Annotated in this window: 27 protein-coding genes; 24 read left to right on the top strand and 3 right to left on the bottom strand. The window is 60.1% G+C overall.

Annotation, left to right across the window (positions count from 1 at the left end; translation table 11 throughout):
- Window positions 1-10 precede the first annotated feature (10 nt).
- A complete protein-coding gene (locus B058_RS17930; protein ID WP_157265870.1) occupies window positions 11-238 on the bottom strand; it encodes a hypothetical protein in 228 nt (75 codons plus the stop codon).
- Here B058_RS17930 and aroB point away from each other — a divergent pair.
- Both aroB and B058_RS0112930 read left to right on the top strand, forming a co-directional pair.
- Window positions 237-1,316 carry a 3-dehydroquinate synthase gene (aroB, locus tag B058_RS0112935; RefSeq protein WP_026240908.1) on the top strand — a complete coding sequence of 360 codons (1,080 nt, stop codon included), beginning with the start codon at window positions 237-239 and terminating at the stop codon, window positions 1,314-1,316. The two genes, B058_RS17930 and aroB, sit on opposite strands and share 2 nt — an antisense overlap.
- 13 nt (window positions 1,317-1,329) lie before the next feature.
- Entirely contained in the window at window positions 1,330-2,460 is a 1,131-nt protein-coding gene (locus tag B058_RS0112930; protein ID WP_018508909.1) for a deoxyguanosinetriphosphate triphosphohydrolase, read from the top strand.
- 593 nt (window positions 2,461-3,053) lie between these two features.
- On the opposite strand, the gene B058_RS0112925 is transcribed toward B058_RS0112930, so the two are convergent.
- Window positions 3,054-3,746, bottom strand: a complete 693-nt coding sequence (locus tag B058_RS0112925) for a ComF family protein (RefSeq protein WP_026240907.1) — start codon at window positions 3,744-3,746, stop codon at window positions 3,054-3,056.
- A gap of 54 nt (window positions 3,747-3,800) precedes the next feature.
- Here B058_RS0112925 and B058_RS0112920 point away from each other — a divergent pair, with 54 nt between their 5' ends.
- From B058_RS0112920 to B058_RS0112860, 12 genes are all read left to right on the top strand, one after another.
- The gene (locus B058_RS0112920) at window positions 3,801-4,259 is read left to right on the top strand and encodes a hypothetical protein (protein WP_018508907.1); all 459 of its coding nucleotides are present in this window, start codon (window positions 3,801-3,803) and stop codon (window positions 4,257-4,259) included.
- A complete protein-coding gene (bioB, locus tag B058_RS0112915; RefSeq protein ID WP_026240906.1) occupies window positions 4,252-5,205 on the top strand; it encodes a biotin synthase BioB in 954 nt (317 codons plus the stop codon). Before B058_RS0112920 ends, bioB begins: the two co-directional genes overlap by 8 nt.
- Complete coding sequence (gene bioF, locus B058_RS0112910; RefSeq protein ID WP_018508905.1) at window positions 5,202-6,362, top strand: 8-amino-7-oxononanoate synthase; 1,161 nt, start codon at window positions 5,202-5,204, stop codon at window positions 6,360-6,362. The genes bioB and bioF overlap by 4 nt, the downstream gene beginning before the upstream one ends.
- Window positions 6,349-7,095 carry a pimeloyl-ACP methyl ester esterase BioH gene (bioH, locus tag B058_RS0112905; protein ID WP_018508904.1) on the top strand — a complete coding sequence of 249 codons (747 nt, stop codon included), beginning with the start codon at window positions 6,349-6,351 and terminating at the stop codon, window positions 7,093-7,095. The genes bioF and bioH overlap by 14 nt, the downstream gene beginning before the upstream one ends.
- Window positions 7,088-8,008: a malonyl-ACP O-methyltransferase BioC gene (gene bioC / locus B058_RS0112900; protein WP_018508903.1), complete on the top strand. Its 921-nt coding sequence runs from the start codon at window positions 7,088-7,090 to the stop codon at window positions 8,006-8,008. Before bioH ends, bioC begins: the two co-directional genes overlap by 8 nt.
- Complete coding sequence (gene bioD, locus B058_RS0112895) at window positions 8,005-8,685, top strand: dethiobiotin synthase (protein WP_018508902.1); 681 nt, start codon at window positions 8,005-8,007, stop codon at window positions 8,683-8,685. Before bioC ends, bioD begins: the two co-directional genes overlap by 4 nt.
- A 129-nt stretch (window positions 8,686-8,814) precedes the next feature.
- Entirely contained in the window at window positions 8,815-9,300 is a 486-nt protein-coding gene (locus B058_RS0112890) for a DUF2244 domain-containing protein (protein ID WP_018508901.1), read from the top strand.
- Between the two features lie 54 nt (window positions 9,301-9,354).
- The gene (coxB, locus tag B058_RS0112885) at window positions 9,355-10,509 is read left to right on the top strand and encodes a cytochrome c oxidase subunit II (RefSeq protein ID WP_026240905.1); all 1,155 of its coding nucleotides are present in this window, start codon (window positions 9,355-9,357) and stop codon (window positions 10,507-10,509) included.
- A 23-nt stretch (window positions 10,510-10,532) separates the two neighbouring features.
- Window positions 10,533-12,113: a cytochrome c oxidase subunit I gene (gene ctaD, locus B058_RS0112880; RefSeq protein WP_018508899.1), complete on the top strand. Its 1,581-nt coding sequence runs from the start codon at window positions 10,533-10,535 to the stop codon at window positions 12,111-12,113.
- A gap of 122 nt (window positions 12,114-12,235) precedes the next feature.
- The gene (locus B058_RS0112870) at window positions 12,236-12,790 is read left to right on the top strand and encodes a cytochrome c oxidase assembly protein (protein ID WP_018508897.1); all 555 of its coding nucleotides are present in this window, start codon (window positions 12,236-12,238) and stop codon (window positions 12,788-12,790) included.
- Complete coding sequence (locus tag B058_RS0112865) at window positions 12,783-12,980, top strand: DUF2970 domain-containing protein (RefSeq protein ID WP_018508896.1); 198 nt, start codon at window positions 12,783-12,785, stop codon at window positions 12,978-12,980. Before B058_RS0112870 ends, B058_RS0112865 begins: the two co-directional genes overlap by 8 nt.
- 30 nt (window positions 12,981-13,010) lie before the next feature.
- The gene (locus B058_RS0112860; protein ID WP_018508895.1) at window positions 13,011-13,877 is read left to right on the top strand and encodes a cytochrome c oxidase subunit 3; all 867 of its coding nucleotides are present in this window, start codon (window positions 13,011-13,013) and stop codon (window positions 13,875-13,877) included.
- A 96-nt stretch (window positions 13,878-13,973) separates the two neighbouring features.
- On the opposite strand, the gene B058_RS0112855 is transcribed toward B058_RS0112860, so the two are convergent.
- Window positions 13,974-14,174 (bottom strand): twin transmembrane helix small protein, encoded by a 201-nt coding sequence (locus B058_RS0112855; protein WP_018508894.1) that lies wholly within the window; start codon window positions 14,172-14,174, stop codon window positions 13,974-13,976.
- A 48-nt stretch (window positions 14,175-14,222) separates the two neighbouring features.
- On the opposite strand from B058_RS0112855, the gene B058_RS0112850 reads away from it, so the two are divergent.
- From B058_RS0112850 to ccoP, 10 genes are all read left to right on the top strand, one after another.
- Window positions 14,223-14,960, top strand: a complete 738-nt coding sequence (locus B058_RS0112850; protein WP_018508893.1) for an SURF1 family protein — start codon at window positions 14,223-14,225, stop codon at window positions 14,958-14,960.
- Window positions 14,961-15,031: 71 nt separating this feature from the next.
- Window positions 15,032-15,553, top strand: a complete 522-nt coding sequence (locus B058_RS0112845; RefSeq protein WP_245539312.1) for an SCO family protein — start codon at window positions 15,032-15,034, stop codon at window positions 15,551-15,553.
- 9 nt (window positions 15,554-15,562) lie between these two features.
- Complete coding sequence (locus B058_RS0112840) at window positions 15,563-16,546, top strand: COX15/CtaA family protein (protein WP_018508891.1); 984 nt, start codon at window positions 15,563-15,565, stop codon at window positions 16,544-16,546.
- Window positions 16,547-16,548: 2 nt separating this feature from the next.
- On the top strand, window positions 16,549-17,445 hold the full coding sequence (gene cyoE / locus B058_RS0112835; RefSeq protein ID WP_018508890.1) for a heme o synthase: 897 nt from the start codon (window positions 16,549-16,551) through the stop codon (window positions 17,443-17,445).
- Window positions 17,446-17,529: 84 nt separating this feature from the next.
- A complete protein-coding gene (locus B058_RS0112830) occupies window positions 17,530-17,994 on the top strand; it encodes an RrF2 family transcriptional regulator (protein WP_026240904.1) in 465 nt (154 codons plus the stop codon).
- On the top strand, window positions 17,991-18,584 hold the full coding sequence (locus B058_RS0112825; RefSeq protein ID WP_026240903.1) for an SCO family protein: 594 nt from the start codon (window positions 17,991-17,993) through the stop codon (window positions 18,582-18,584). Before B058_RS0112830 ends, B058_RS0112825 begins: the two co-directional genes overlap by 4 nt.
- Window positions 18,585-18,703: 119 nt before the next feature.
- Entirely contained in the window at window positions 18,704-20,158 is a 1,455-nt protein-coding gene (gene ccoN / locus B058_RS0112820) for a cytochrome-c oxidase, cbb3-type subunit I (protein WP_018508887.1), read from the top strand.
- Between the two features lie 19 nt (window positions 20,159-20,177).
- Window positions 20,178-20,924 carry a cytochrome-c oxidase, cbb3-type subunit II gene (ccoO, locus tag B058_RS0112815; protein WP_018508886.1) on the top strand — a complete coding sequence of 249 codons (747 nt, stop codon included), beginning with the start codon at window positions 20,178-20,180 and terminating at the stop codon, window positions 20,922-20,924.
- A 24-nt stretch (window positions 20,925-20,948) separates the two neighbouring features.
- On the top strand, window positions 20,949-21,134 hold the full coding sequence (locus B058_RS0112810; RefSeq protein WP_018508885.1) for a cbb3-type cytochrome oxidase subunit 3: 186 nt from the start codon (window positions 20,949-20,951) through the stop codon (window positions 21,132-21,134).
- Window positions 21,131-22,051 (top strand): cytochrome-c oxidase, cbb3-type subunit III, encoded by a 921-nt coding sequence (ccoP, locus tag B058_RS0112805; RefSeq protein ID WP_026240902.1) that lies wholly within the window; start codon window positions 21,131-21,133, stop codon window positions 22,049-22,051. The genes B058_RS0112810 and ccoP overlap by 4 nt, the downstream gene beginning before the upstream one ends.
- Window positions 22,052-22,104: the final 53 nt, after the last annotated feature.

Raw genomic sequence — 22,104 nt, 5'->3', positions numbered from 1 at the left:
TGGGATTTCATCACTCCTGGCGATATGACGACACAGAAACAAAGCCGCTGCTTGGCATGTGCGTTCGTTTCGGTTGTGGCAATGTGGAAATGAGCGCCAACTGAGTGGTGAGCGAGTATTCATGGTCATCATTATTAATTGAGTGGTGGTTCAGCAAGCTATATGCCATGCGCGGTAATTCAGGGAATATGCCGGCTTTGGTTACAATCGAACAACCCTTTTCTTTTTTCCGTTTCATGCAAACCCTCCATGTCGATCTCGGCGATCGTTCCTACCCTATCCATATTGGCTCGGGGTTGTTGGGCCGGCCTGAGCTGATTCTGCCGCACTTGCCCCAAAAACGTGTGATGGTGGTCACCAACACCGTTGTGGCACCGTTGTATCTGGTGCAGTTGAAGGCAACACTGGAGGCTGCGGGGGTGGCGGTTGCGCAGGTGGTGCTGCCGGACGGCGAGGCTTGCAAGAACTGGGAAACGCTGAATTTGATTTTCGATGCGCTGCTGACCCAGCGCGCCGAGCGCAAGACCACTCTGATCGCGCTGGGCGGCGGCGTGATTGGCGACATGACCGGATTCGCCGCGGCGAGCTATCAGCGCGGCGTGCCCTTCATCCAGATTCCTACCACGCTGCTGTCTCAGGTCGATTCGTCGGTGGGCGGCAAGACCGGGATCAACCATCCGCTCGGCAAGAACATGATCGGCGCGTTCTATCAGCCGAAAGTGGTATTGGCCGACACCGACACCTTGAAGACGCTGCCTGCACGCGAATTGTCGGCAGGACTCGCCGAGGTGATCAAGTACGGCCTGATCTGGGATGCCGGCTTTCTTGCCTGGCTGGAAGCCAACATGGACAGGCTGCGTGCACTCGATCCCGTGGCGATCACCCATGCGATTTATCGTTCTTGCGAAATCAAGGCGCAAGTGGTGGGACAGGACGAACGCGAAGGCGGTATTCGTGCGATCCTCAACCTGGGACACACCTTCGGCCATGCGATCGAAACCGGCATGGGCTACGGTAACTGGCTGCATGGCGAGGCCGTGGCCGCCGGCATGGCGATGGCGGCGGAAACGTCGCGGCGGATGGGCTGGCTGTCCGAAGCCGACGTTGCGCGGACGCGTGCGCTGATCCGTGTCGCGGGGTTGCCTGACGTGGCGCCGGATCTGGGCGCGGACACGTATCTTGAATACATGGGCCACGACAAGAAAGTGGAGGGCGGAAAGATGCGTTTCGTCCTGCTGAAGAAACTGGGCGAGGCGGTGATTACCGCGGACGTGCCGACCGATGTGCTGACTGGCGTGCTGATCGCACCGCATTGAAAAAGGATTGTTGATGGAACCGTCGTTCGCCTCCTACGCAGCGCATTCCAGCCAAACCCGCGGTCGCCTGCATCCCGAACCTTCCGCCGCGCCGCGTTCCGAATTCCAGCGTGACCGCGACCGCATCATCCATTCCACCGCGTTCCGGCGGCTGGAGTACAAGACCCAGGTATTCGTGAACCACGAAGGCGACCTGTTCCGCACCCGCCTCACCCACAGCATCGAGGTCGCGCAGATCGGCCGGACCATCGCGCGCCTGCTGAACCTGAACGAAGACCTGGTGGAAGCGGTCGCACTGGCGCACGATCTGGGCCACACGCCGTTCGGTCATGCCGGCCAGGATGCGCTGAATGCCTGCATGCGCGAACACGGCGGCTTCGAGCACAACCTGCAATCACTGCGCGTGGTCGATCTGCTGGAAGAGCGCTATGCCGAATTCGAGGGCTTGAATCTCACCTTCGAGGCACGCGAGGGCATCCTCAAGCATTGCTCACTCGCCAATGCGGAAAAGCTCGGCGTAGTGGGCGAGCGCTTCCTGAACAAGCAGCAGCCTTCGCTCGAGGCACAGATTGCCAACCTGGCGGACGAGATCGCCTACAACAACCACGACGTCGACGACGGCCTGCGCTCCGGGCTGATCACGCTGGAGCAGTTGAGCGAAGTCCAGATCTTCGCCCGCCACCTGGCGGAAGTGCGTGCGAAATATCCGGCCTTGCAGGGGCGTCGGGTGGTGACCGAAACCGTTCGCCGCATCATCAACACGCTGATTCTCGATCTGGTGAATACCACGCGCATGAACGTCGAGAATCGCGGCGTGCAGACCCTGGACGAGGTGCGCGCCGCGCCGCCGCTGGCGGCGTTCAGCCCCGCGCTGCTCGACGAGCACCGGGAACTCAAACGCTTCCTGCTGCGCCACCTGTACCGCCATTACAAGGTGGCACGCATGAGTGCCAAGGCGGGGCGCATCATCAGCGATCTCTACACGGCCTTCACCGGCGATGCCCGCCTACTGCCGCCGGAGCACCAGACACGTGAGTCGCTCGAGGGTGCACGCGCCGTGGCCGATTACATCGCGGGGATGACCGACCGCTATGCCATGCGCGAACACCAGCGGATTTTTGCGGTGGAAGAAATCTACGGTTGACCGGTCCATACGCCAGGTTCATCGCGAAGACCAAGCCGGCAATGTCCTCGCGGAGCCCTTCTCCGTTTCCCGAGCGTTCTCCGCAATCTGTCAGCATTTTGTAAACGATCCGTCATGGCCCGAGCTGAAGCGGAATTGGATAGAGTTTGATTCCATTCGTCTTTTCGGGGTGGCATGCTTGCTGCACAAGCAGAAGCGACTTCAATTCCGCCCCGGGAGACATGGATGAGCGTACTGATTGAACCCGTTGACCTGCAAGCTGCCATGGCGAGCGAGCCCTGGTCGTGATCGATACCCGCGACCCTGACGTGTACGCCAAGGGTATCTGCCTGGCGCGGTCAATCTGCGCGAGATATTCACCTATCTGGCGACCTGCGACCCGGATGGGCTTGCGGCCATGAAGGGAAAGCTTGACGAAGCATTCGGGGCGGCCGGCCTCTCGGGCAAGGAAAGGTCGTGCTGTGCGAGGACGCCATGAATACGGGCTTTGGTCAATCCTGTCGCGGCCATCCCAAACCGCAACAGGCTTGTCTCGCGTCCCGGGAAGGATGGCAACAAGCCGTGTTGCGCCGGTTATCTGCTGATTTGGGGAGTCAGGCCCCGGGGCGTAGCGTCCGTGCCGCTACCCAGCACGTCACTTCGCGTGCGCCGGCCCGCTTCAGCGTTGCAGCCAGTTCGTCGAGGCTGGTGCCGGTCGTCATCACGTCGTCGACCAGCGCGATGTGCTGCCCCCGTACGTCCCCAGAACAGGCAAATGCGCCACGCAGATTACGGCGCCGTGCATCGTGTTTCAGTCCCATCTGGGGAGGCGTGTCGCGGATGCGCTGGCAACTGCTGAGATCGAGCGGGAGTCCCTGCCGGGCCGCCACGTCACGGGCGATTTCGGTGGCGTGGTTGAAGCCGCGCTCCCGGATGCGTGTCGCATGCAGGGGCATGGCAATCATGCGATCCGGGACCGGTGCAGCTTCCGTGGCCCGGGTCAGCCACTCGCCCAGCGCCGGCGCGATGGCAAGCTGGCCATGGTATTTCAGGCGCGGAATCAATCGGTCGAGCGGAAAGACATAGCTCAGCGCCGCAATGGTACGGTCGAACGCAGGCGGGCGTTTGAGGCAGGGCCCGCAGGTCTGTCCCTGGGGCGTGGGCGTGGCGCACTGCGGACACTGTGGCTGCGTGTGCCAGGGCAGATCGGCCAGGCAGGCTGGGCATGTATGCCCGGTGCGCGCCGCGTCGCCACACAGCAGGCAGGTTCGCGGGGCGAGTTGATTAAAAATTGATCGGATGTTCAATTTTATCGTCGATGAAATTTGACAGGGGCTGCGTGCACCCTGAAAATTGCGGTCATGAAAGCCAAACGCGTCATTCCAGCTTCATCTTCCCGCTTCGCCGCACAGCTGTTCAATTTCATCACCGTCGTGGTGTTGCTGATTTCGCTGACGGCGCTACTGCTGGGCAAGCTGCTTGCCGGCCACAAGATCGGTTTCCTGCCGTTCGTGCTGTCGTTGCCGCCGGTCATGATCTGGCTGGGCGCGTCGATTTTCGTCTATGCCAGTATCGCGCACCATCCGAATCCGCGCACGACGCATTACAACAAATGGGCAGGTTACCGCTATTACGGCGTAATGGGCAGTCTGGTGGTGTTCGGCCAGCCGCTCTACGGCCTACTGGGGGGCTGGCAGGGACTGATGCTGGTGCAGGGATTCGCGGTGGTGGTGATCGTGCCGTGGGCGTTGTTTGACATTTACCGGGCCGCGCGTGAGCCGTGGCAGGACATGACCATCGAGGTAGCCATCAATGAATGACATGACTCAACCGCCTGCGCGCCTATCCATGGCAGACATCGAGGCGCTGTTTGCCTTGCCGTTTGCCGACCTGATGTATCGGGCGCAAACGGTGCATCGTGGAAACTTCGACCCCAATCGCGTGCAGTTGTCGACGCTGCTGTCGATCAAGACCGGCGGCTGTTCCGAGGATTGCGGCTATTGTCCGCAATCGGCACGTTACGACGCCGGCGTGGAAAACCAGGGTCTGCTCGATCTCGACGACGTGCTGACAGCCGCCAGGGCCGCCAAGGCCGCCGGCGCGTCGCGCTTCTGCATGGGCGCGGCTTGGCGTGGCCCCAAGCAGCGCGACCTCGAACCCGTGCTGGACATGGTGCGCGAAGTGAAGGCGCTGGGGCTGGAGACCTGCGCCACGCTGGGCATGTTGAAGGACGGCCAGGCCGAGCAGCTGAAGCAGGCCGGCCTCGACTACTACAACCACAACCTCGACACTGCGCCCGAGTTCTACGGCGAGATCATCACCACGCGCGAGTATCAGGATCGCCTCGATACCCTCGAGCGCGTGCGCCATGCCGACCTGCATGTCTGCTGCGGCGGCATCGTCGGCATGGGCGAGTCGCGCACCCAGCGCGCCGGCCTGATCGCGCAGCTGGCCTCGCTCGATCCGCAGCCGGAATCGGTGCCGATCAACCTGCTGGTCCAGGTCGAAGGCACGCCGCTGGCCGGCACCGAAGCGCTCGATCCATTGGAGTTCGTTCGCACCATCGCGGTGGCGCGCATTTCCATGCCGAAGAGCTTCGTGCGCCTGTCGGCCGGTCGCCAGCAGATGAGCGACGCCGTGCAGGCGCTGTGCTTCCTCGCTGGGGCCAATTCGATCTTCTACGGCGAAAAGCTGCTCACCACCGGCAACCCCGAGTGGGAACGCGATCAGCGCCTGTTCGATTCGCTGGGCCTGCAGCCGTTGTGAGTTTCGCTGCGCTGACCCGCCTGCGGCAGGGGCTGGCGGCGCTGAGGACCGATCATCTCGAACGGCGGCGCCTGTTGCTTGACGGCGCACAAGGCGCCCACGTCACGATCAACGGCCAGCACGTCATTTCCTTCTGCAGCAACGATTACCTCGGCCTTGCCGCCGATCCGGCGTTGATCCGGGCTGCGCATGCCGCGCTCGACCAATGCGGTGTCGGTGCAGGGGCCGCCCATCTCATCACTGGCCATCACCGCCTTCATCACGACTTCGAGTCTGCCTTTGCCGGTTTCATCGGCAAGCCGGCGGCCCTGCTGTTTTCCACCGGTTACATGGCGAACCTCGCGGTGATCACCGCGTTGGTCGGCCGCCACGGCGAGCTCTTCGCCGACAGGCTCGACCATGCCTCGCTGGTCGACGCAGCGCAGCTGTCCGGTGCGCGTTTCTCCCGCTACCGCCACAACGATCTCGCGCAACTTGAATCGCAACTCGCAGACAGTACGGCCCAGGACAGGCTCATTGTCTCCGACCTGGTCTTCAGTATGGATGGCGACTTGGCGCCGGTCGACGCCCTGCTCGACCTGGTCGAACGTTACGACGCCTGGCTGTATCTCGACGATGCGCACGGTTTCGGCGTGCTGAATCAGGGCCGAGGTGGGCTGACGGACGCTGCACGTGCAAGTGACCGTGTCATCTACCTGGCCACGTTGGGCAAGGCGGCTGGCGTGTCGGGTGCCGCTGTGGCGGCGCAGCCGGACGTGATCGAGTGGCTGATCCAGAAGGCGCGCCCCTATATCTACACGACTGCCTCGCCGCCGTTCCTGGCGGCATGCCTGTTGGAGAGCCTGCGCCAGATTGAAGCAGGCGCAGCGCGGCGCGCACGGCTGAGTGCGCATGTCGCACAATTGCGTCAAGGACTGGCAGGTTTGAAACGGGGCGTTCTGATGCCCTCGGATACACCGATCCAGCCGCTGGTGATCGGTGCGAATGCCGATGCGGTACAGCTGTCGAAAGACCTGCTGCAGCGCGGGCTGATGGTGCCTGCCATCCGCACGCCGACGGTCCCCGTCGGCACGGCGCGCTTGCGCATTACGTTGTCGGCGTCGCATAGCGCCGACGATGTCGCTCAGCTGGTGGAGGCCCTGCATGCGCTCGACTAAGCCCATCCTGGCGCTGGTGCATGGCTGGGGTATGAACACACGCGTTTTCGACGTGCTGGTGCAATGTCTGGCTGACGATTTCGACGTGCGCGCACTCAATTTGCCAGGACATGGCGGGCGCAATGATCTGCCGAACAACTCGCTGCAGAGCTGGGCAGACGATCTGGTGGCCCAGGTTCCGGAAGACAGCATCGTGCTGGGCTGGTCACTGGGTGGGCAAGTGGTGATGCGCGCTGCGCTCGATCATCCGGGCAAATTGAGGCGCCTGATCCTGCTGGCCTCGACGCCGCGATTCGTTTCGGATGAAAGCTGGTTGCATGGGATGCCTGCAACCGACCTGAAGGATTTCGGCGCAGCGCTGCTGGCCGACCCGCAGGCCACGCTGTTGCGATTTCTCAGCTTGCAGACACGTGGCGTGCCCGATCAAAAATCGTTGCTGCAGCAGCTGCGCCAGCACTTTCTGCCCCTGCCGCCGGCGCGCGCCGAAGCCTTGTCGGGCGGATTGACGATTCTGCGTGAAACAGATTTGCGTGAGCAGTTGCCGCAGCTGACGCAGCCGACGTTGGTGCTGCATGGCGCACTCGATGCGTTGACGCCGGTGGCGGCAGGGCGCTGGCTGGCTGAAACCCTCCCGGACGCACGGTATGTCGAACTGGCCCGAGCCGCGCATGCGCCGCATCTGTCGCACAGTGCAGACGTGGCTGCTGCGATCAGGCGCTTTGCCCATGACTGAAGCCGAGCTCGATTTCGCCGAAGTGCGGCGTGCGTTCGACCATGCCGCCGCCAGCTACGACGCACACGCGGTATTGCAACGCGAAGTATGCGATCGCCTGCTGGAACGTCTCGATTTCATGTCGCTGCAACCGGGCCGTGTGCTCGATGTCGGTACCGGCACCGGCTATGGACTGGCACATCTGCGTTCGCGCTATGCGGCATCCGAATTCTGTGCGCTCGACATCGCGCCGGCCATGCTGAAGGCGGCGCGTACTCGCCTGCCACTGCCGACGTGGGCACGGCGCGTGCTGCATCGCCTGGCGCCTTCGCCTGCGGAGGTGAATCATCTGGTGTGCGCCGATATGGAGCGGCTTCCGCTTTCGCCCAACAGCATGGATCTCGTCTGGTCCAGTCTGGCCATACAGTGGGCGCACGATCTTGAAACCACGTTCAAGGGGTTTCATCAGGTGCTGGCTCCAGGCGGTCTGCTGATCTTCGCCACATTCGGTCCCGACACGCTGAAGGAACTACGCGAGGCTTTCACGGCCATCGACGATGCGCCGCACGTCAACCGTTTCATCGATCTGCACGACATCGGCGACATGCTCATCCACGCCGGTTTCTCGAGCCCGGTGATGGAAATGGAGATGCTGACGCTGACCTACGCCGATCTCAAGACATTGATGCGAGATCTCAAGGGAATCGGCGCGCACAATGCAGCCTCGGCCCGACGCCGTGGCCTGTTGGGCAAGACGGCGTGGTCGCGGCTTGAACAGGCCTATGAAATGCAACGCCGCGACGGACGGCTGCCGGCGACCTTTGAAGTGATCTATGGCCATGCCTGGGTAGGTGACAAGACCCGGCGCGAAGACGGACGGCAGGTGATCCAGTTCAATATTGGCGAGCGCCGCCGCAAACTGGGGCTGACATGAGCGCGCGCGGACTGTTCGTCACCGGCACCGATACCGGCGTCGGCAAGACGCGCGTGGCGGTGGCACTGATTCATGCGCTGCGCGCGCATGGCTTGCGGGTGGCGGCAATGAAGCCGGTGTCGGCCGGCTCTGCAGTGGGTGAATTGAATGAGGACGTGGCGGCACTTGTGCAGGCGGCCAACGTCGACGTGGATGTGCGCGATGTGAATCCCTATGCCTTTGCCGAACCTGTCGCGCCGCATATTGCAGCGGAGTCGCTCGGGGTGCGGATCGACCTGGAGGTCATTGCCGAGGCGTATGCACGACTCGCCGCCGCCGCCGATATCGTGGTGGTCGAGGGGGCAGGAGGTTGGCGGGTTCCGCTTAATGAGCACGAGGATATGGCGGACCTTGCTTTGCGTCTGGGCCTGCCCGTCGTGCTGGTGGTGGGGCTGCGACTCGGTTGCCTGAATCATGCGTTGTTGACGGCCGAGTCGATCGCCCTGCGGCGTGTCCCGTGGGCAGGATGGGTGGGCAACCACATCGAGTCCGCGATGCAGCTGACAGCGGAAAATCTGGTGGCCTTGCGTACGCGCCTGCCCGGCCCATGTCTGGGCGTTCAGGGATTTTTTGAGGGGGAAGGTTTGGTGGTGAACATGCCGCAATGGCTGACGCTGCCTGATTGGTTAGTATCTTAGAATAGTCTGTAATAACGATATTTTATAAACAAATCAATAAGTTAATTCGAGCGTACCGCTTGTTCTGGCGAGCGGCGTCGTGTTACTGTCTGCGACATGATGCCGCACGCGGTTTCCTCGCTTCTCCATATGGAACAGGTGAATACGGAAGACTGTGAAGGTGTGTCAGCAGGCGCGTTTGTATTCCAGTCCCGCCCTAACCATTCATTGACACACCGCCAGCAGAAGCTGGTGCTCTGGAGTCTGGCGACAGTATGTTTTGCAACGGCAAGCGGCTTTGCACTCCTGGGATACTGGCTGATTCTGCCATTTGCCGGACTGGAGATAGGATTGCTGGCATGGGCCCTGGAGGCGCTGCGCAGCCGGGAAGGGGATTACGAAACACTTACGATTGAAGGGGATGTGGTAGTGCTGGAGTGGCATGCCGGCACGCATGGAGAGCGCCGTGAAATGAATCGCCAATGGGCGCGTGTGATATGCGACTGCGGGACGTCAGGCAGAAACTGCCGTCTCAGCCTGAGTTCTCATGGTCGCGAAACAAAAGTCGGACAGTACCTGAGTGACGAGGCGCGGCTGCAACTGGCTGCGACCTTACGCAGAAAGTTGCAGGCATAAAGTAATACGCGCCGCAACGACTACCCATAACAAAGTCAGAGGACGGGGAACGCGATGAAAAGCATGTGGCAAAGGGCAGGGGTGATGGGGGCGGTATGGGCGGCCAGCCAGTCAGCACTGGCAGACTATGCATACAACCTGCAAGAACCGGCGAGTCAGGTGGCGAGGGAGGTATTCCATCTGCATAACCTCATCATGCTGGTGTGCGTCGGGATTTTCATCATCGTCTTCGGCATGATGTTCTACTCGCTGATCAAGCACCGCAAATCGGTCGGCCACAAAGCGGCACACTTCCACGAAAACACCACAGTCGAAATCATCTGGACCATCATCCCGTTCATCATCCTGGTGGGAATGGCCTATCCGGCCGCCAAAGTCGTGATCGAGATGAAGGACACCTCCAATCCCGACATGACCGTCAAGATCACGGGCTATCAGTGGAAATGGGGCTACGACTACCTCAACGAAGGCGTCCACTTCTACAGCACACTCGCCACGCCGCGCGAACAGATCGACGGCACGGCGGCCAAGGATGAGCACTACCTGCTTGAAGTGGACGATCCGATGGTGGTGCCGGTGGGCAAGCGTGTGCGGCTGCTGATTACCGCCAACGACGTGATCCATTCCTGGTGGGTTCCCGCGTTCGGGGTCAAGCAGGACGGCATCCCGGGCTTCATCCGGGACAGTTGGTTCAAGGCGGACAAGATCGGCACCTATCGCGGCCAATGTGCCGAACTGTGCGGCAAGGACCATGGTTTCATGCCAATCGTGGTCAAAGTGGTCTCCGAGGAGGATTACAAAGCCTGGGTGGCGAAGAAGAAAGGTTCGGCCCAGGCTGCTGCGGCCGACAACACCAAAACCTTTGACGTCAAGGAATTGGTGGAGCGGGGCGAGAAAGTCTATCAAGCCAACTGCGCCGCCTGCCATCAGGCCAATGGCACGGGCCTGCCAGGCGTGTTCCCTGCGATGAACGGTTCCAAGGTCGCCACCGGGCCGATTGCCGCACATATCAATATCGTGGTGCACGGCGGCCGTCCGGGTACCGCCATGGTCGGATTCGCTGACCGCTTGTCCGATGCGGAAATCGCCGCTGTCGTGACGTATGAGCGCAATGCCTGGGACAACAAGATGGGTGACGCGGCGCAGCCCGCGGACATCGCAGCCGCCCGTGGGGGAGCAGCCGTCGCCGCCGCCCCCGCCGCGCAGTGAACAACCGAGAGGAGAGCACAGTCATGTCTGACGCAGCACACGCCCACGACGACCATGGACACCACGCGCATCCCACCGGAATCATGCGCTGGCTGACTACGACCAACCACAAGGACATCGGTTCGCTCTACCTGTGGTTTTCGCTCATCATGCTGTTTACCGCCGGCTCCATGGCGCTGCTGATTCGTTCCGAACTCTTCGAGCCGGGCATGCAGCTGATGCATCCCGATTTCTTCAATCAGCTCACCACGATGCACGGCCTGATCATGATTTTCGGCGTTATTATGCCGGCCTTCACCGGATTTGCGAACTGGCAGGTGCCGCTGATGATCGGTGCGCCCGACATGGCATTCCCGCGCATGAACAACTGGAGTTTCTGGCTCCTGCCGGTGGCCGGCATCATGCTGCTGGGGTCGTTCTGGCTGCCGGGCGGCGCCGTGGCTGGCGGCTGGACGATGTACCCGCCGCTCTTCATCCAGGGTGGCGTGTCGTATGACCTGACGATTCTGGCCGTGCACATCATGGGCCTGTCGTCGATCATGGGATCGATCAACATCATCACCACCATCCTCAACATGCGTGCGCCCGGTCTCACGCTGATGAAGATGCCGATGTTCGTCTGGACCTGGCTGATTACCGCCTATCTGCTGATCGCCACCATGCCGGTGCTGGCGGGTGCGGTCACCATGCTGCTGACCGACCGTAATTTCGGTACCCATTTCTTCAACGCGGCGGGCGGCGGCGACCCGGTGATGTTCCAGCATATCTTCTGGTTCTTCGGACATCCCGAGGTATACATCCTGATCCTGCCGGCTTTTGGCATCGTCTCGCAGATTATTCCGACCTTCTCCCGCAAGCCCTTGTTCGGCTACGCCTCGATGGTGTATGCGACCGCGTCGATCGCGATCCTGTCGTTCACCGTGTGGGCGCATCACATGTTCGCCGTGGGCATGCCGGTGGCCGCGCAGCTGTTCTTCATGTTTTCCACCATGCTGATCGCGGTCCCGACTGGGGTGAAAGTGTTCAACTGGGTGGCCACGATGTGGAAGGGTTCCCTGACGTTTGAAACGCCGATGCTGTTCGCCATCGCGTTTGTATGCCTGTTCACGATAGGCGGCTTCTCGGGGCTGGTGCTCGCGATGGCGCCGGTCGACATTCAGCTGCAGGACACCTATTACGTCGTGGCGCATTTCCACTATGTGTTGGTCTCCGGCGCCTTGTTCTCCATTTTTGCCGGGATCTATTACTGGCTGCCGAAATGGACGGGCCATATGTACAACGAGACGCTCGGGAAAACGCATTTCTGGCTGTCGGTCATCGGCATGAACATCGTGTTTTTCCCGATGCACTTCCTTGGTCTGGCCGGCATGCCGCGACGCATTCCCGACTATGCGCTGCAGTTCACCGAGTTCAACCAGATTGCAACCGTGGGCGCCTTCATCTTCGGATTCAGCCAATTGATCTTCCTGGTCCTGGTGCTGAAAACGATCAAGGGCGGGGCCAAGGCGAGCGATCAAGTATGGGAAGGGGCCCAGGGCCTGGAGTGGACGGTGCCTTCGCCCGCGCCCTACCATACCTTTGAAACCGCGCCGGTGGTGAAATGAGCGGCGATTCAATCGGCATGGCTGACAACAAGCAAAACGGCAAATATCTGACGGCCAGCATTCTGGCTGCCATTGCGATTGGCCTGTTCTTGTTCACGCTATACAACGGATTGAAATAGACCATGATCGCCGGCAAAACCAACACACTGACCAAGCTCATCGTCGTGGCGTTGGGCATGTTCGGGTTTGGGTTTGCGCTGGTACCGTTTTATTACAAGATTTGCGAAGTGACCGGGATCAATTCAGGCGACGAGCAGAGTCTGGTGAAAAACACCCAGGTCGATACCAGCCGCTGGGTGACGATCGAATTCGACGCCAATACTAACGAGGGGCTGCCGTGGCAGTTCAGAACCACGCAGCGCAGCATCAAGGTGCATCCCGGCCAGCTGGTGCAGGTGGAATACGAGGCGGCCAACAACAGCGACCATGCAATCGTGGGCCAGGCGGTGCCAAGTTACGGGCCGGCCCGCGCAGGCGCGTTCTTCAAGAAAATCGAGTGCTTCTGCTTCACGCCGCAGAAGTTGGCTGCGGGCGAGCGGCGCCAGATGCCGGTGTTGTTCGTGCTGGATCCGTCGATGGACAAGGACTTGCATACCGTGACCCTGTCCTACACCTTCTTCAACACGAATCCCAAGGCGCAAACGGCGACATTGCCGGAAAAAGTGCCGCATGGCTGAAAAAGGAAACCTGCGTGCTGCACTTGCCGTGTTCTGGAGTTTTTTCGGCGTGCGCAAACGGCGCGATTACGATGACGACGCGCAAAGTCTGACGCAGGCACAGATCATCATTGCCGGATTGATCGGCGGTGTGGTGTTTGTTCTGACATTGTTGCTGGTGGTGTATCTGGTGCTGCAGTTCGTGAAGTAAACGATCAATAGACGAGGAAGAGGGGAAGACATGAGCCTGGCACAAACCGATAAATATTATCTGCCGCAACCTTCGCTCTGGCCGATCATCGGGTCGGTGGCCCTGCTGACGATGGCCGTAGGCGGCGTCATGGCCATGCACGAAATCAACCATGGCCTCTGGGTGCTGCTGGCCGGGGTGGCCGTGCTGTTTTTCATGATGTTCGGATGGTTCGGCGAAGTGATCCGAGACAGCGAGGCGGGTCGCTACAACAAGCAGGTGGATTCCTCGTATCGCTGGTCCATGAGCTGGTTCATTTTCTCCGAAGTGATGTTCTTTGCCGCTTTTTTCGGCGCGCTGTTTTATACCCGGGTGCTGTCAGTGCCGTGGCTGGGCGAGTCCGATACGATGCAGCAACTCTGGCCCACGTTCAAGGCGGCGTGGCCGACTGCGGGCCCCGGCCTGACCGCCGACGGTCTGAAATTCACGCCGATGGAAGCATGGGGCATTCCGGCCATCAACACGCTGCTACTGCTGAGTTCGGGCGTGACGGTCACCTGGGCGCACTGGGGATTGAAAAAGAACAACCGCATGCAGCTGATCCTGGGGCTGGGGATGACGGTGACGCTTGGCGTGGTCTTTCTTTGCCTGCAAGCCTACGAATACCATCATGCCTATACCCAGATGGGTCTGACCCTGGGTGCGGGAGTGTATGGGGCAACCTTCTTCATGTTGACAGGCTTCCACGGTTTTCACGTGCTGGTGGGAACGACGATGCTGATTGTCATGCTGCTGCGTTCGATCGCCGGGCATTTCACTGCCGAACATCATTTCGCGTTCGAGGCCGTGTCGTGGTACTGGCACTTCGTCGACGTGGTGTGGGTGCTGCTGTTCATCCTGGTTTACTGGTTGATCTAGGCCAGAGGGTTGATACGCAGGAGGGCCGCGCTTGACGTGGCACCGGTGCAACAAAAAGCCGCGTTCAGCGCGGCTTTTTGTTGCGGGGGATGGGGGTTAACGCAGCCCGGTTTGCGGGATGATGCCGAAGTAGTAACCGCCCATCAGCAGGAGAAAAAGGGTGAGGGAAAGTGTAACGCGCACGGTCAGCATCTTGACCGTGCGATCCGATTGACCCTTGTCCTTGATGAGGTAGTAGAGTGCGCTGGCGAGGCTGGCCAGGATGAACACGATGAAGAGCAGGGCAACGATGCGCATGGAACGGTATGCTCGTAAAAATTCCAGTCTAACCGGATTGGCGGGCCGATGCACTTGCTGAAGTTGCGTGTCGGCGCGTGGCAGTTTTCCCCGAGGGTATGGCCGACTCTGGCTGCACTGTTCTTTTTTGTGTTGACCCTGTGGCTCGGCAATTGGCAGAGCGGGCGCGCTGAAACCAAGCGCGCCTTGCAGGCGCGTTACGACGTGGCGATACGAGAAGCGCCCATCCACGTCGGCAGCGCGCTGCTGGACCGTGACAGCGTGCTGTACCGGAAGCTGGAAGTGCGCGGCGTGTTTGACGCGGCGCATACCATCTTCCTCGACAACCGGGTGTACAAAGGCGTGGCGGGGTATCACGTGCTGACACCGCTCATCATAGATGGCGGACCGCTCGCCATACTGGTCAATCGCGGCTGGGTGGCGGTGGGACCCTCTCGCGAACAGATTCCTTTGCCGCCGACACCGGGTGGCCAAGTACGGCTTGAAGGCATGGCTGTCGACCCCCACAGCCGCTATATCGAGTTGATGCATGCGCCGTCGCAGGGACGGGTGTGGCAGAACCTGGATTTCGCACGCTATGCCGCAACCACCAGGCTGGCGCTGCAACCGGTGCTGCTGTTGCAGACCACTCCGCTGGCGGATGGCTTGTTGCGTGACTGGCCGCGCCCCGATACCGGCGTCAGCATGCATGTCAGCTATGCGATCCAGTGGTACAGTCTGGCGACGACGCTGGCGGTGTTGTGGCTGGTCCTGAATGTGAAGCGTCACCGGAATGACGATGACTGATGTACCCAACGTCCGAAATGGTTTCGAGTATGCAATTGACTCCCCGCGGTAAATTCCTGTTGTTGGTCGGCGTGTTCCTGATGCCTGTGGTGGCTGCTTACCTGGCCTACGCGGGATGGCGTCCGGCGGGCCATTCCAATTACGGCGATCTGCTCAAGGTCACGCCCTTGCAGCAAACGGCGGGAAGCACGCCCGATGGGCGCCCGTACGATTTGGATGCGCTGCGCGGCAAATGGGTGATGGTGCATGTGGGCTCGACTCACTGCGACGCCGCATGTGCATGGCAGCTCTACTTGATGCGCCAGACGCGGATCGCGCAGGGCAAAGAGCAGGATCGCATCGAGCGGCTGTGGGTGGTGACCGACAGCGGCACGCCGGACGCGAAGCTGTTGCAGGAACATCCCGATTTGCATGTATGGCGGCCGACGGACGCGACTTTTGTGACGCAGTTTCCTGCGGCGCAGAATCGGGCCGATCACATCTATCTGGTCGATCCGCTGGGCAATCTGATGTTGCGTTTCCCGGCGCAGGCCGATTTCGAGCGCATGATGAAAGACCTCAAGCTGCTGCTCAAGGCGTCCCAGATAGGTTGACTGCTGACCATGACAACATATCGAAAAATCATTCTGGTGGCCCTGATCCTCGCGTTCGGAGTGGTGGCGCTGGGCGCGTACGTTCGTCTGTCCGACGCCGGACTGGGCTGTCCCGACTGGCCCGGCTGTTACGGCAAACTGACCCCGCATAATGCCGTCGATGCCATCAACGCGGAACTTGCCGTGCGCCCGGATGGGCCGGTGTCCCATGCCAAAGCCTGGAAGGAGATGGTGCATCGTTATTTTGCCGGCACCCTGGGATTGCTGGTATTGGCCATTGCCATGCTGGCATGGCGCGGTCGGCGTGAAACGCATGGTGGCCTTGGCTTGCCTTGGTTGCTGCTCGGGCTGATCGTGTTCCAGGCCATGCTGGGTATGTGGACGGTCACCCAGTTGCTCAAGCCGCTGATTGTCAGTTCGCATCTGCTGGGCGGCATGACGACTCTCGCGCTGCTGCTGTGGCTTTGGCTGCGCGAACGCGGCCAATCGGCCCACACTTATTATGCGAATAGCGACCATCTGCGCAGCGGCGCCTTGCTGGGGCTGGTACTGGTGGCGATGCAAATCGGGCTGGGCGGATGGGTGAGCACCAACTATGCAGCCTTGGCCTGCCCCGATTTTCCGCTGTGTCACGGCGCCTGGGTGCCGCCGATGGATTTCGAGCAGGGCTTCACCCTGCACCGGAATCTTGGCGAGACCGCCACCGGTGAGCTGTTGCCATTGTCGGCATTGACCGCCATCCACTGGACGCACCGGGTCATGGCCTTGGTGGTGACGCTGTATTTGGGCTGGCTGGTTCTGCGCCTGATGCGCAGTCCCGGCTATGCTGGCATGGGGCTGGCCATAGGCGGGTTGTTGGTTCTGCAGGTCTCGCTGGGCATCAGTAATGTCCTGTTTGGCCTGCCGTTGGCCGTGGCGGTCGCGCACAATGCTGGTGCGGCGTTGTTGCTGTCCAGCCTGGTTGTGCTGAATTATCGGGTGCGCAGGAGATGAGCATGGAATCCTTGATGGTTCAGGGCGCGGCCTGCCGTTGCCAACAGTTTCTGGCCTTGTGCAAGCTGCGTGTCGTCAGCCTGATCGTGTTCACGGCAGTGATCGGCATGTTCCTTGCCGTACCCGGCTGGCCGAGCTGGAATGCTCTGTGGGCCGGCACGCTCGGGATTGCGTTGGTGGCCGCTGCGGCGGCGGCGTTCAATTGCCTGATCGAACAGAAAATCGACGCGATGATGGCGCGTACACGCGCCCGTCCGCTGCCGCGCGGCGAGCTGACCAGCACCCAGACGCTGGTGTTTTCCGGCGTGGTGGGTGGGGCCGGCCTGTATCTGCTGAACGTGTTCGTCAACCCGCTCACGATGTGGCTGACACTGGCCACGTTCGTCGGCTATGCGGTGATCTATACGGCCGTGCTGAAACCGGCCACGCCACAGAACATCGTCATCGGCGGCGCGTCCGGCGCGATGCCGCCGGTGCTTGGCTGGGCCGCGGCGACGGGCGAAATCCATCACGATGCGCTCTTGCTGTTCTTGATCATTTTTGCCTGGACGCCGCCCCATTTCTGGGCCTTGGCGCTATACCGGCGCGAGGAATATGCCCGGGCCGGCTTGCCGATGCTGCCCGTGACGCACGGTGAGGCCTACACCCGCTTGCATGTGCTGCTCTACACCCTGCTGCTGTTTGCCGTGACCATGTTGCCGGTCGGGACGGGCATGGGCGGATGGATCTATCTGGCGGGTGCCGTTTTGCTCGGCGGTCGCTTCATCCACTATGGCTGGCGCCTATATCGCGAATATAGCGATGCGCTCGCCAAGCAAACCTTCCGCTATTCCATCTGGTATTTGAGTCTGCTGTTTGCAATCATGCTGGTTGATCATTACATCAACTTACCCATTTGATTTGTATGGGAATTCGGGCTTCTATCTAGATATTCAGACAGGATTGTTTTATATTGTCCTCAATTTATTTCATTGGGGTACAGAATGATCCTCTCACGCACCAGTCAGTATGCCGTTCAGGCACTGATCTACATGGCTACCCAGCCTGACGCCACCCCGGTGCTAAACAAGGATATCGCCGCCAAACTGGGTGTACCCGCACCCTATCTGGCCAAGATTCTGCAGAGCCTGGCCAAGGGCAACCTGCTGTTTTCCTTTCGCGGCCGTCTGGGCGGCTTCTGCCTGCGCGAGGGAGGGGACAAGATCACTCTGATGCAGATCTTGTTGTTGACCGAAGGACCTGCGTTTACGCAGAGCTGCCTATTGGGGCTGAAGAAATGCAGCGATGAAACGGCTTGCCCACTGCATTTCCGCTGGGTACCCGTGAAGAAGAAAATTATCGATCTGCTGCAGGACACCACCCTGGACAAGCTTGCGAAGGCAGTGGAGTCCGGCAAATACCGGCTGGCGGACATCCCGGGACAGTTGTTCGAGCAGATCAAGGTATGACACGCTGGCTCGCCGCGGTTTGGACGATGGCGTTGTTCGCACTGTCGGCGTGCCAGCCTGCCCCGCAGCCGCCCTCATTCCAGGCCACCGATATTACGGGCGCAGGCTTCGCGCGGGATTTCCGCCTGACCGACCACAACGGCCGCGTACGCACGCTGGCGGACTTCAAAGGCAAGGTCGTAGCCATCTTTTTCGGCTATACGCATTGTCCGGATGTCTGCCCCACGACACTGTCGGATTTTGCCGCGGCGCTCAAACTTCTCGGAGACCAGGCCGGACGCATACAAGTCATTTTCGTGACGCTGGATCCGCAGCGCGATACGCCTGACATCCTGAAACAGTTCGTCCCAGCCTTTAATCCAGGCTTCCTCGGCATGTACGCCGATGCCGAAACGCTGAAGCAGTTGGCAAAAGAATACAAAGTCGTCTATCAAAAGACATCGGTTAAAGCTGTGGACGATTATCTGATCGATCACAGTGCCGGGACGTATATCTATGATCCTAAGGGAAATTTGAGGCTGCTCATGCCCTATGGCAGCAGCCCGGAAGCAATCGCGCACGATCTGAAGCTGCTGTTGCCACCTTCCTGAGCCTGGTTTTGGGCTTGCGGGACGATAGGGGGAGGCATATAATCCCGCAGTTTTTTAATATAAGCATATGCTGTTAAGGCGCGGCGCAGGCGCTATTTCGGGTACAACAGGAGCGGGCCATGGCGGTAACCACATATTCCGGTGCGGAGCAGTACAACTTCGAAGTCGTTAAGAAATTTGCCATCATGTCGATCGTCTGGGCTGTGATCGGCATGTTCGTGGGCGTATATATCGCCTCCGAACTGGCCTGGCCGTTTCTGAACTTCGATAGTCCCTACATCTCGTTCGGGCGATTCCGTCCCGTTCACACCACGTCGGTGATCTTCGGCTTCGGTGGCTCGGCGTTGTTTGCCACCTCCTACTATGTGGTTCAGCGTACCTGCCAGACCCGCCTGATTTCGGACGGTCTGGCCAGCTTCACATTCTGGGGCTGGATGGCCGCCATCGCGCTGGCAGATTTCAGCTATATGCTTGGCTATACCCAGTCGCGCGAATACGCGGAAATGGAATGGCCGATCGACATCCTGATCGAAGTCGTCTGGGTCGCGTATCTCACGGTGTTCGTCGGGACCATCATGCGCCGCAAGCAGCCGCATATTTATGTGGCCAACTGGTTCTACCTGGCCTTTATCCTGGCGACCGCGCTGCTGCATACCTTTAACAATCTGGCGATGCCCATCGACCTGTTCTCGATGAAATCCTACAGCCTGTTCTCGGGCGTGCAGGATGCGATGACGCAATGGTGGTATGGCCACAATGCGGTGGGCTTCTTCCTGACCGCGGCCTTCCTCGGCATGATGTATTACTTCGTGCCCAAGCAGGCCGGCCGACCGATCTATTCCTATCGCCTGTCCATTGTCCACTTCTGGGCGCTGGGCTTCATGTACATGTGGGTGGGCGCTCACCACTTGCATTGGACCGCCTTGCCGGACTGGACCTCCTCCCTGGCTGCCGCGTTTTCCATCCTGCTGCTGATGCCCTCGTGGGGCGGCATGATCAACGGCATCATGACCCTGTCGGGCGCCTGGGATAAATTGCGTACCGACCCGATCATGCGCTTCATGATCGTGGCGTTGTCGTTCTACGGCATGTCGACCTTCGAAGGTCCGATGATGTCGCTGAAAGAAGTCAATGCGCTGTCGCACTACACCGACTGGACCGTGGGCCATGTCCACTCCGGCGCGCTGGGCTGGGTGGCGATGATCACCTTCGGCTCGCTGTATCACATGATGCCCAAGCTGTGGGACACCAAAATGTACAGCCGCAAGTTGATCGAGTGGCATTTCTGGCTGGCCACGATCGGCATCGTCCTCTATATCGTCGCAATGTGGATTTCCGGGATCACCCAGGGCCTGATGTGGCGTGCGTTTGACGAGTTCGGCAACCTCCAGTACTCGTTTGTCGAGTCGGTTGCGGCCATGCATCCCTTCTACGCGATGCGCGCCATCGGCGGCATGTTCTTCCTGACCGGCATGGTGATGATGGCCTTCAACGTGTTCATGACCATCCGTCAGGGCAAACGCGAAAGCGCTGCACTGGAAGCCAAGCTGGCCGCCAAGCTGGCTCACGCATGATTCGGGAAAAAGATAGATCATGAACTTCAACTTCAAACACGAATGGATTGAAACCAACATCGGCCTGCTGGCGGTGTTGACCATGCTGGCGATCAGTGTCGGCGGCTTGGTGGAAATCACGCCCCTGTTCTTCATCGACAAAACCATTGAGAAAGTCGACGGCGTACGTCCCTATACTCCCCTGGAACAGCGCGGACGTGACATCTATCAGCGCGAAGGGTGCTATCTCTGCCATTCCCAGATGATCCGCCCGTTCCGCGACGAGAAGCTGCGCTATGGCCACTACTCGCTGGCGGCGGAGTCACAGTACGACCACCCATTCCAGTGGGGCTCCAAGCGTACCGGTCCTGATCTGGCGCGGGTAGGCGGCAAATACTCGAACGAGTGGCATGTTCAGCACTTGACCGCGCCGCGTTCGATGGTGCCCGAGTCGGTAATGCCGAACTACCCCTGGCTGAAGGCGACTCCGCTGGATACGTCCGATATCGCGGAACGTATGAAGGCGTTGCGCAAGGTCGGGGTGCCGTACTCGCTGACTGACACCGAATACAAGGCGAACGTGGCCAAGTTCGGTGAGACCGTTGCCAAGCAGCTGCACATTCCTAATGCACAGCAGAGCCTGATCGAGCAGGCCAACTTCGGCAACTATGACGGCGATCGTTCGGGTATTTCCGAGATGGACGCATTGGTGGCTTATCTGCAGGTGTTGGGCACCATGGTCGATTTCGGCAAATACAAGGACGATGCATTCGTCAACGACCGCTGATCGAAACAGGCCGGAGGGTTTGAAATGGACTTATTGATGTGGTTTTCGAAACCCGAAAACACCAAACCCCTTGGCCTGGTCATCTTTTTCGTCACCTTTATCGGCATCGTGATCTACGCCTACGGTAGCAAGAAGCGGAGCGATCAACTCGAGTCCTACCGCAACATACCGTTCCTGGACGATCAGGAAGACACGAAGGACAAGCAATGAGCGAGCAAAAACTACAATCTCAAACTGTGCAAACCACGGGCCATGCCTGGGATGGAGACCTGCAGGAATACAACAATCCACTGCCGGTCTGGTGGGTCTACACGTTCTACGTCACGGTGGTGTTCGCCCTCGTGTACTGGACGATCTACCCGTCCTGGCCGTTCGGCAAAGGCTGGATAGGCGGTCTGTCGAACATCACCTACGTCAACAGCAATGGCGAGACCAAGACGCACAGCTGGAATACCCGTGCGCTTCTGCTTGAGGACATGAATCGAGCTGCGATCGCGCAAAAGCCCTATTTCGACAAGGTCGCGGCCATGTCCTATGCCCAGGTCGCCAAGGATCCGGACATGAACGGCTTCATCCTGTCGGCGGGCAAGGCGCTCTTCTCCGACAACTGCGCGCCCTGTCACCAGGCGGGCGGCCAAGGCGTGGTGGGCTTCTTTCCCAACCTGACCGACGACGACTGGCTGTATGGCGGTTCGTTCGACAAGATTCATGAAACGATCACGGGCGGCCGTCATGGCTACATGCCGACCTTCAGCGAGGTGCTCTCGCCCGAGCAGATCGACCAGCTGGCCAATTACGTGGCCAGTCTTTCGGGAATTGGCCATGACGCAACCAGGGCGGCTGCCGGCAATGCCCTGTTCCATAGCGAAACCGCGGCCTGTTACTACTGTCATGGCGCCGACGCCAAGGGGCGCAAGGAGATCGGTTCGGCAAACCTGACTGACAATATCTGGCTGTGGGCCAACGTGCCCGCAGCAAGCAGCGCGGAAGGAAAAGTCGCAGCCATTCGCAGCGTCATCGCCAGCGGCCTCAACAAGGGTGTGATGCCAGCGTGGGCTGGACGTCTTTCACCTGAACAGATCAAGGTTTTGACGGTCTATGTCCATGAACTGGGCGGTGGGCAATAAAACTGCAGACTGAGATGAGCAAAGCCCCCGTTCACGGGGGCTTTTGCTTCCCG

It is taken from the genome of Thiobacillus thioparus DSM 505, from assembly GCF_000373385.1.
GTDB classification, from domain to species: Bacteria; Pseudomonadota; Gammaproteobacteria; order Burkholderiales; family Thiobacillaceae; genus Thiobacillus; species Thiobacillus thioparus.
Note: the sequence above shows the minus strand (reverse complement) of the source record. Positions and strands in the feature narration are given on the sequence as shown.

What these genes read in the sequence shown, in the direction of transcription:
- aroB (WP_026240908.1), top strand. Translation starts at nt 237, where the DNA reads ATGCAAACCCTCCATGTCGATCTCGGCGATCGTTCCTACCCTATCCAT.
- B058_RS17930 (WP_157265870.1), bottom strand. Translation starts at nt 238, where the DNA reads ATGAAACGGAAAAAAGAAAAGGGTTGTTCGATTGTAACCAAAGCCGGC.
- B058_RS0112930 (WP_018508909.1), top strand. Translation starts at nt 1,330, where the DNA reads ATGGAACCGTCGTTCGCCTCCTACGCAGCGCATTCCAGCCAAACCCGC.
- B058_RS0112920 (WP_018508907.1), top strand. Translation starts at nt 3,801, where the DNA reads ATGAAAGCCAAACGCGTCATTCCAGCTTCATCTTCCCGCTTCGCCGCA.
- bioB (WP_026240906.1), top strand. Translation starts at nt 4,252, where the DNA reads ATGAATGACATGACTCAACCGCCTGCGCGCCTATCCATGGCAGACATC.
- bioH (WP_018508904.1), top strand. Translation starts at nt 6,349, where the DNA reads ATGCGCTCGACTAAGCCCATCCTGGCGCTGGTGCATGGCTGGGGTATG.
- bioC (WP_018508903.1), top strand. Translation starts at nt 7,088, where the DNA reads ATGACTGAAGCCGAGCTCGATTTCGCCGAAGTGCGGCGTGCGTTCGAC.
- bioD (WP_018508902.1), top strand. Translation starts at nt 8,005, where the DNA reads ATGAGCGCGCGCGGACTGTTCGTCACCGGCACCGATACCGGCGTCGGC.
- B058_RS0112890 (WP_018508901.1), top strand. Translation starts at nt 8,815, where the DNA reads ATGGAACAGGTGAATACGGAAGACTGTGAAGGTGTGTCAGCAGGCGCG.
- coxB (WP_026240905.1), top strand. Translation starts at nt 9,355, where the DNA reads ATGAAAAGCATGTGGCAAAGGGCAGGGGTGATGGGGGCGGTATGGGCG.
- ctaD (WP_018508899.1), top strand. Translation starts at nt 10,533, where the DNA reads ATGTCTGACGCAGCACACGCCCACGACGACCATGGACACCACGCGCAT.
- B058_RS0112870 (WP_018508897.1), top strand. Translation starts at nt 12,236, where the DNA reads ATGATCGCCGGCAAAACCAACACACTGACCAAGCTCATCGTCGTGGCG.
- B058_RS0112865 (WP_018508896.1), top strand. Translation starts at nt 12,783, where the DNA reads ATGGCTGAAAAAGGAAACCTGCGTGCTGCACTTGCCGTGTTCTGGAGT.
- B058_RS0112860 (WP_018508895.1), top strand. Translation starts at nt 13,011, where the DNA reads ATGAGCCTGGCACAAACCGATAAATATTATCTGCCGCAACCTTCGCTC.
- B058_RS0112855 (WP_018508894.1), bottom strand. Translation starts at nt 14,174, where the DNA reads ATGCGCATCGTTGCCCTGCTCTTCATCGTGTTCATCCTGGCCAGCCTC.
- B058_RS0112850 (WP_018508893.1), top strand. Translation starts at nt 14,223, where the DNA reads ATGCACTTGCTGAAGTTGCGTGTCGGCGCGTGGCAGTTTTCCCCGAGG.
- B058_RS0112840 (WP_018508891.1), top strand. Translation starts at nt 15,563, where the DNA reads ATGACAACATATCGAAAAATCATTCTGGTGGCCCTGATCCTCGCGTTC.
- cyoE (WP_018508890.1), top strand. Translation starts at nt 16,549, where the DNA reads ATGGAATCCTTGATGGTTCAGGGCGCGGCCTGCCGTTGCCAACAGTTT.
- B058_RS0112830 (WP_026240904.1), top strand. Translation starts at nt 17,530, where the DNA reads ATGATCCTCTCACGCACCAGTCAGTATGCCGTTCAGGCACTGATCTAC.
- B058_RS0112825 (WP_026240903.1), top strand. Translation starts at nt 17,991, where the DNA reads ATGACACGCTGGCTCGCCGCGGTTTGGACGATGGCGTTGTTCGCACTG.
- ccoN (WP_018508887.1), top strand. Translation starts at nt 18,704, where the DNA reads ATGGCGGTAACCACATATTCCGGTGCGGAGCAGTACAACTTCGAAGTC.
- ccoO (WP_018508886.1), top strand. Translation starts at nt 20,178, where the DNA reads ATGAACTTCAACTTCAAACACGAATGGATTGAAACCAACATCGGCCTG.
- B058_RS0112810 (WP_018508885.1), top strand. Translation starts at nt 20,949, where the DNA reads ATGGACTTATTGATGTGGTTTTCGAAACCCGAAAACACCAAACCCCTT.
- ccoP (WP_026240902.1), top strand. Translation starts at nt 21,131, where the DNA reads ATGAGCGAGCAAAAACTACAATCTCAAACTGTGCAAACCACGGGCCAT.